Source organism: Latilactobacillus sakei subsp. sakei DSM 20017 = JCM 1157, assembly GCF_002370355.1.
Classification (GTDB): Bacteria; Bacillota; Bacilli; order Lactobacillales; family Lactobacillaceae; genus Latilactobacillus; species Latilactobacillus sakei.
The window spans coordinates 1-6,214 of sequence record NZ_AP017930.1; the positions used below are offsets into that span (position 1 = coordinate 1).

A 6,214-nucleotide genomic window follows, 5' to 3' on the forward strand; every position below is an offset into this window, starting at 1 on the left:
GCCGGATAAGGTGTGGCAAGCCACATTCAATACGGGCGCTGACGCCCCGTACCCCGTCCAAGCTGAACCAGCTTAACCGCTTTTTCACTCGCCGTTAGGCAGGAAAGCAAAGTTTTATAGAAACTTTGGCTTTCGCCAATTCAGTGTTAAGACTGGTTTAGAGCTGTCAATTCCTTATGCTCCCACGCTTTGCTCGTCCGCTACCATTGACAGCAAATAGTTAGTTTTTTTGAATCTTAACAAGAATCTAACTGCTATATTCGTTTTTAAGGGCCTTATTTCTCGTTTCTAGCGATTTTGAGACTGTTTATATATATTTATACCAAAGCAAAAATAAAAAGCCCTCAGCAGGCTATTAGAGGGCTAAATGACGAAACCTGGACGACTAATAATATCTTCTTGCCTTTTTTGTAAAATATAAGTGTATAGGGAATCATACAAATTCTTTTTGATCTCGTCAGGTTCATTGACAGAAGCTTCAAATAATTCTTGAATATCAACTTGCCAAGGATCAGCAAGCATTTCATCAATTGGCTTTAATACTTTCTTTTCGTCCATCTGAGTTACTCCTAACATTAGCTAATTATTTCAGGTTTAAATTAAAGGCATCTTTTTATAGTTAGTTATTCAAAGATTGTGATTAAGTTTAGAAAGAAAAACGGTGTAAAGCAATTAAAAAGATTTGTTTGAGCGCAGCGAAATCTAATACAATTTTTGGGGTATCGAAACACGTCAAAGTTAGTTGACGTGTAAGTGCGCATTGAACTAAAAAAAACCTTTTATTTTAATGATCAAGTTAGCTATTTTTTAGCGTCATTAAACGGAATGAAATGAGTTTAATGCGCACTTACACACCACAATTAAAATTGCTGGTGTTTGTGCTAAATTTCCTGTATCAGAAGTCGCCGTTGGCGACAACAAAATCAAACTAATTTACCCAAAATCAATTTGGTTCAACATGTTTTCTGTACTTGCTTGATCCAAGCCTAAATAAGCTAAAGTCATTGATTCACTTGAGTGATTTAGTAAGTGCATGACTAGGCCAATATTGTAATTTGATTGCGTGTAAACACGATAAGCCCCAGTTTTGCGCATCGTATGAGTACCTAGATAATTAATTCCTAACAGATCGCCAACCTTACTCATAATTTTGTAGAACTGTTTTTCAGTAATATGGCGTTCTGGGTGTTGAATTGAAGGAAAGAGCCATTCAGAATCCAGCTTATGATCAAGCAGCCATTGACGGTACAATAAGAGCTCTGTTTGAACAGGTTTAAGGTACAAGGTATTAGGTTTACCAGTTTTTCGGTCATGAATAAACGCGTTTTGTTTAATAGAACCGTCCGGATTAAAAATATCGGCCTGTTTTAAGCCCATAACGTCACTCACTCGCAGTAGCGTCGCTTTACCAACTTGAAAAATCGTATAGTTACGTCGGCCAGCTTTAAAGTTATTGAGTAACGTATCTTGAACCTCTTTAAGAACGTTTGAATCTTTGATGGGTAAGACAACTTGTTGCATAGTTTTAGCTCCTTAAAAAATTGATTTTTAGTACAAATTAAAGTACAATATTAAGTACAATGAAAGGGTGGTAAATATGACATTAGCACTAACACAGAGCGATTTTCGCGCTAACCTAAAAAAATATTTAGATCAAGTTAATGACGAAGACGAAACCGTTTATATTGCTCGTTCAAATAGTCGCGCAGTAGCCATCGTTTCACAAGAAAAAATGGACTGGCTAGAAAGAGCATTAAAAGCTAAAGAAGGTTCGTTAGAATATGCAATTGCACGTGATCAGTTAATTAAACGCCATGTTTTACCTGACGATGAAATTGTTGAATCAGATGATGATTATTGGGGTCAGTTTAAATAATGAAAAAACTAAGATTTAAACCACGTGCAACCTTTAATGCTGATCTAAAACGGTTAGCCAGTTTAGACAAATCTATTATTGATGAAGTTCGAGCAGCCATTGATCTGTTGCTTGAGCAACAACAATTACCACCAGAATTTGAAGATCATGAGCTTAATCGGCGAATGAGCGGCTATAATGAATTTCATTTACGAGACACCCCGAAAAACAAAACACCAAGCGAAACTAACGATGTCCTGGTGGTTTATACGATTGATAAAGATGAACTAGTCTTAATTGGCATTCGAGTCGGATCGCATGATCGTTTATTTCCTGGTCAAAATCGTGCTAAAAGGTATCGAAAAAATAACGAATAAAAGAAGCTATTTCTGGTATATAAAAATAAATAACCCCTAATATCTACATTATAGATATTAGGGGTTATTCTTTCAACGTTTTCGAGGGGGTATTTGTATAATATGGACCCCATTTAGCTGATTGATGTTAATTCATATTGTATCCAAAAGTTCGCGTTAGTAATGCCTGCTTCCACCAATTTTCTCTTTCAAAAATATATTGGTCAGATGATTTACCATCCGCGATTTCTAAAATAGAATATTGAAAATGCTGTTTAATATACTCAAACGGTAATTTTTTCAGCGCTTCGTTACCACCATGTCCCGTCAAAACATAGGCTTGCCAACGCCCCCATATCATCTCTTCTCCATAAGCTGATCCTACATATTGCTGACCTGAATGTGTATCGGTGATTAAGTAAATACCTTTTTGATTCTGTAACGCAGTTCGCCACTCACGATTATTGCGTGAAATAATTTGATGCAACTGAGACCAAGTGATTGTTACGTTAGCATAACCTGGGAAGTCTCGATCTGAAAAGTTATTACTTAATATCTCGACAACCTCCATTGCATCAATGACGGTTTCAGGACGTCGAATTAAATTTTGCGAAGTGTTGTGAAAATTTACAATAACTCGGCCGAAAAACTTTGTGAATTTTTCCATTGGTTCCGCATTGTACCAATAATTAAGCTGTTCATCTATCGTAGGCAATGCTGCAGCAATTGGGACGTCGTTAACAGCGGTTATCTGTAAGACATGTGTTAATAACCAGTTATCTCCAGCAAGTCGAATCAGGCCGATTACTTTTGTACCGACTTTAAATCCAGTTGCTTTGTTACCTTTCCAAAGGTAATGACGCATTGGATCATCTGGATCATTTCGGTATCTCTCTAAAGGGTTTTGTTCAGTTTCGTTTCCCCAAGATAAAACAAATCTAATACGAAAATCTGAAAAATCATCGATGGTCAATATATCGTTTAGTTTAATCATAATATCTATACGCCTACACAAACATTTTTTGTAAGAAGCCTTTTTTCTGTTCCTTAAGCAAATCTAACTTACGTTGATGAAGAGTGATAGTATCATCTAATGACTTGAAGAAGGCTCCAATTTTTTTTGTTCATCTTCGCTTGGGAAATCTACTGTTATTTCACGCATCTTTACCATAGTTAAAGCTTTTTGATTAGAGCCGGCTGCACTATCAAGCAAACGTTTCTTTCCTATCCCACCAGTAAAGTAAGTTAATAAATAATCTGAGTTTACCTGCATTTTACTAATTTGAATTAGATTTCCATCTTTATAATAAAACCTACGGCTATCAACCTTCCAAAGGTTTCCTAACGTTCCTACAGCAGTAACTAATATATCTCCTTCTGATGGGACACCATATTTTTCTTTTATTTCATCAAACTTTTCTTGAGAAATAAACAATTCTTGGTTTCCTGTGATTCCGCCTGTACTAATTTCACCTCCTCTATAAAACGGGATGCCTTCCGTTACATAATCGCTTAAATGAATTCTTTTGCTGGAGCTAAGAGTTGCAACTTCACCTAACTTACGCTCTTCCCAATCGTCAGCAAACCCCGTAAATCGCAATTCAGGAACTTTTTCACCATTTTTAGGGAACATTTTTTGCAAGTAGCCTTTTTTCTGTTCCTTGAGCAAATCTAACTTACGTTGATGAAGAGCGATAGTTTCATCTAACTGTTGGAAGAATGAGCCTATTTTTTGTTGTTCTTCATAACTGGGAACAGAAGCACCCACACTATTAATTACAGTTTTCGATAAACTAGGTACACCAGTAGATTCATCAAATTTTTTCCAATTTATTTTTTTAAAAATAGATAGTGAAAATTGAAGGTCAATATTTTGTTTAGGAACAGCGTAAAACAAGGTATCGACAGTCCAAAAAGGCGCTTTTAATAAATAAGGCTTATCAATTGTCCCTTTCCTTCCGATCCCAATGGCATCTATATCTGATAGCGCTCTATCTACACTTAGCATATATCCACCAGTTCCATAGACAGGTATTGATCCCGAATTCAGATGTTTGTAGTCTTTTCCAGACTTAACATCAATAAAATCAGCAAACTTACGCTCTTCCCAATCATCCGTAAATCCCGGAAACCTTAATTCTGGAACTTTCTTTTTAACTGAATCATCTATTTTCGCCATAGTCCCCACCATTTTCTTGGTTTTTCTTGTTCTTCTATCCTTTTTTGATCTTTGATTTGTTCCTGCAAATTTTCCAACTTCTCTTTAAGAGCGTTCACTTCATCTTTATATTGATTGTCTAAGTGTTTGAATTCTGTTTCCTGTGAGGGCATTTTGAGGGCTTTTAAGTTATCATTTTCCGCCTTGTATTCTTCTAGCAACTTTTTATCTTGCAAGGCCAATCTTTGTTGCTGATCTAGTAACTTGTGTAACTCTTTCTTTTCAGATTGAATTTCTGATACTAAATTTCGAAGGAATTTCACTTCATCTTGTCCATCAACCGCATCTTTTTTGTTGTCGTCAACATCATCTTTTTGTTGACGGTATCTTGTTGACGAATTGTTTGAGAACATTGCTTTAATAGCTTTTTGCCCATCAACATCAACGTAAACAGTATTGCCTTTTGTTGATGTAAATTGACGTAAATCGATTGACGCATCTCTTTTTATCTTTTGCCATATAGCCTGCTTTGAAACGCCCAATTCATCAGCAAGTTCTCTAATTGTTTTAGGCATTATTTCCAAACCCCTTTCGGAGTTCAGCAAGTGCTTCTTTTCGTGCTTGATCTCTTATTTTTTTATCGTGCTCGGCCTGTTTATCAGCCAATGCTTGTTTCTCAGTAGAGCCTAAAGTTAGCCCCTTAACCTTGTCAATGGCGCGCCATTTTTCCTGTTCTGTTAATTCAGCATTATGCTGAATGTTAAAGAGTTTTTGACGTTCATCTTGAAATTGACCTTGTGAGAAGTCGTTAGCGTCTTTCTTTTCAGGCTTCCAAGTAAAAGAATACCCAATCACTGGTTTCCCGCGGCCTTTACCATATTTTTTTCTAACCGTTAGGCCTCTAAAAAGAGGCGTAAGTTCCTCTTTGATGGGTTTTAAAACGGATTGATTTATATTGCTACTTTTATAGCTTTTAGGGACATCTAATAGCTCGTTAAAGTCTGCAACTGAAAAGTAAGCGTACCCAGTAGTTCTAAATTGTTTTAGTAACCGAAACATGGTTTTTGCGTAGCTACTTTTTAAATCTCTGAATTCTGATAAAGCATAACGAACCCAACTTTCCAGCTCATTTAATAATTTTATAGCTTTGGGGTAAATTTTAATATCAACATAAGGATCATCAGCATGGCCGTTTATCTCAAATTCGGTAAACATAACAAAAAATTCACGATGCAGCCCATCTTTACTACGTCTTCCAAAGCGTAAGCCTAAAATTTTTTGATAAGTACTTTCAATATCGTCAATAAATCGGTTATTTGCTGTAGGTTTATATGCACTTAATTCTTTTAATTGATCAAATGAAAACCTTACAGTTTCGTCACCCTTGTCACGCATTCTAGAAACTATTGAGAAGAATAAATTCATTTCAACAGGAGTGAATTTTCGAAGTGGGATTGTATTTAATTCAGGATCATATTTAACAATTTCATTACTCAAATGAAGCACCTCTTTTAATGAATATGGTTTTATGAATATATAATACTACAAAACTCTATCTATAAACAGACAAAACTCTATCTATAAACAGACAAAACTCTATCTATAAACAGACAAAACTCTATCCATAAACAGACAAAACTCTATCCATAAACTCCTGTATTCCCTGGGAGAGTAAGGCTCAAGAGGGGTCTAAAAGAGGTTTAAAAGAGGTTTATAAAAGAGGTATAAAAGAGGCACCGCTGTACGAGATTAAAATCTAGAAACAAAAAACACAAAGGAGTGAGCCAAAAACCGGCTCACATTCAACTCCAGTCGCTACGCTCCTTGCGCCTCACTTCGTTCGTT

8 protein-coding genes are annotated in these 6,214 nt (G+C 36.0%); 2 read left to right on the top strand and 6 right to left on the bottom strand.

All coding sequences use genetic code 11. From position 1 onward, the window contains the following. Positions 1 to 363: 363 nt before the first annotated feature. Together LEUCM_RS09760 and LEUCM_RS09765 are read right to left on the bottom strand one after the other, a co-directional pair. Positions 364 to 576: a hypothetical protein gene (locus LEUCM_RS09760; protein ID WP_025016517.1), complete on the bottom strand. Its 213-nt coding sequence runs from the start codon at positions 574 to 576 to the stop codon at positions 364 to 366. A 357-nt stretch (positions 577 to 933) separates the two neighbouring features. Further along, positions 934 to 1,521, bottom strand: a complete 588-nt coding sequence (locus tag LEUCM_RS09765) for a site-specific integrase (RefSeq protein WP_025016518.1) — start codon at positions 1,519 to 1,521, stop codon at positions 934 to 936. A gap of 76 nt (positions 1,522 to 1,597) precedes the next feature. Here LEUCM_RS09765 and LEUCM_RS09770 point away from each other — a divergent pair, with 76 nt between their 5' ends. Both LEUCM_RS09770 and LEUCM_RS09775 read left to right on the top strand, forming a co-directional pair. Continuing rightward, entirely contained in the window at positions 1,598 to 1,876 is a 279-nt protein-coding gene (locus LEUCM_RS09770; protein WP_003586674.1) for a type II toxin-antitoxin system Phd/YefM family antitoxin, read from the top strand. Then, positions 1,876 to 2,232, top strand: coding sequence for a type II toxin-antitoxin system YafQ family toxin (locus tag LEUCM_RS09775; RefSeq protein ID WP_025016519.1), 357 nt, complete (start codon positions 1,876 to 1,878; stop codon positions 2,230 to 2,232). Before LEUCM_RS09770 ends, LEUCM_RS09775 begins: the two co-directional genes overlap by 1 nt. Positions 2,233 to 2,359: 127 nt before the next feature. Here the strand turns inward: LEUCM_RS09775 and LEUCM_RS09780 are convergent, their stop codons facing one another. The 4 genes from LEUCM_RS09780 to LEUCM_RS09800 all read right to left on the bottom strand — a co-directional run bounded on the left by LEUCM_RS09780 (position 2,360) and on the right by LEUCM_RS09800 (position 5,866). Further along, positions 2,360 to 3,205 carry a GIY-YIG nuclease family protein gene (locus LEUCM_RS09780; protein WP_056936492.1) on the bottom strand — a complete coding sequence of 282 codons (846 nt, stop codon included), beginning with the start codon at positions 3,203 to 3,205 and terminating at the stop codon, positions 2,360 to 2,362. Between the two features lie 96 nt (positions 3,206 to 3,301). Continuing rightward, positions 3,302 to 4,390: a restriction endonuclease subunit S gene (locus LEUCM_RS09790; protein WP_082268407.1), complete on the bottom strand. Its 1,089-nt coding sequence runs from the start codon at positions 4,388 to 4,390 to the stop codon at positions 3,302 to 3,304. Continuing rightward, a complete protein-coding gene (locus LEUCM_RS09795) occupies positions 4,378 to 4,944 on the bottom strand; it encodes an HTH domain-containing protein (protein WP_025016515.1) in 567 nt (188 codons plus the stop codon). The genes LEUCM_RS09790 and LEUCM_RS09795 overlap by 13 nt, the downstream gene beginning before the upstream one ends. Continuing rightward, on the bottom strand, positions 4,937 to 5,866 hold the full coding sequence (locus tag LEUCM_RS09800) for a replication initiation protein (protein WP_025016516.1): 930 nt from the start codon (positions 5,864 to 5,866) through the stop codon (positions 4,937 to 4,939). Before LEUCM_RS09800 ends, LEUCM_RS09795 begins: the two co-directional genes overlap by 8 nt. Positions 5,867 to 6,214 lie beyond the last annotated feature (348 nt).

Coding starts and splice junctions, on each gene's coding strand:
- LEUCM_RS09760 (WP_025016517.1), bottom strand. CDS start 576: ATGTTAGGAGTAACTCAGATGGACGAAAAGAAAGTATTAAAGCCAATT.
- LEUCM_RS09765 (WP_025016518.1), bottom strand. CDS start 1,521: ATGCAACAAGTTGTCTTACCCATCAAAGATTCAAACGTTCTTAAAGAG.
- LEUCM_RS09770 (WP_003586674.1), top strand. CDS start 1,598: ATGACATTAGCACTAACACAGAGCGATTTTCGCGCTAACCTAAAAAAA.
- LEUCM_RS09775 (WP_025016519.1), top strand. CDS start 1,876: ATGAAAAAACTAAGATTTAAACCACGTGCAACCTTTAATGCTGATCTA.
- LEUCM_RS09780 (WP_056936492.1), bottom strand. CDS start 3,205: ATGATTAAACTAAACGATATATTGACCATCGATGATTTTTCAGATTTT.
- LEUCM_RS09790 (WP_082268407.1), bottom strand. CDS start 4,390: ATGGCGAAAATAGATGATTCAGTTAAAAAGAAAGTTCCAGAATTAAGG.
- LEUCM_RS09795 (WP_025016515.1), bottom strand. CDS start 4,944: ATGCCTAAAACAATTAGAGAACTTGCTGATGAATTGGGCGTTTCAAAG.